This is a genomic window from Winogradskyella poriferorum (genome assembly GCF_050618035.1).
Taxonomy (GTDB): domain Bacteria; phylum Bacteroidota; class Bacteroidia; order Flavobacteriales; family Flavobacteriaceae; genus Winogradskyella; species Winogradskyella poriferorum_A.
The window spans coordinates 1-212 of sequence record NZ_JBODPY010000317.1; the positions used below are offsets into that span (position 1 = coordinate 1).

The 212-nt window shown below is 36.3% G+C and carries 1 pseudogene; it reads left to right on the forward strand.

Features of this window, described 5'->3' with window-relative positions:
* Positions 1-212: pseudogene (locus tag ACRHOC_RS15910) on the forward strand (BatD family protein); the annotation flags it as partial.

Sequence of the window (212 nt, forward strand, 5' to 3'; positions counted from 1 at the left end):
GTGTTAGTAACTGGCGAGAAAAAGATAATACTAGATATAATGACTTCTGGAGCCAAAATATTGAAATAAAAGGGCTACCAATTGAAAAAGGTATCTATAAGGGTGAAGAATATCGCTATGTTGTTTTAAGAAAAACAGTTTTATATCCACAGAAAGCAGGTAGACTAACATTGGAACCTCTGGTTTCAGCCATTGCGGTAGAGGTCCCTACA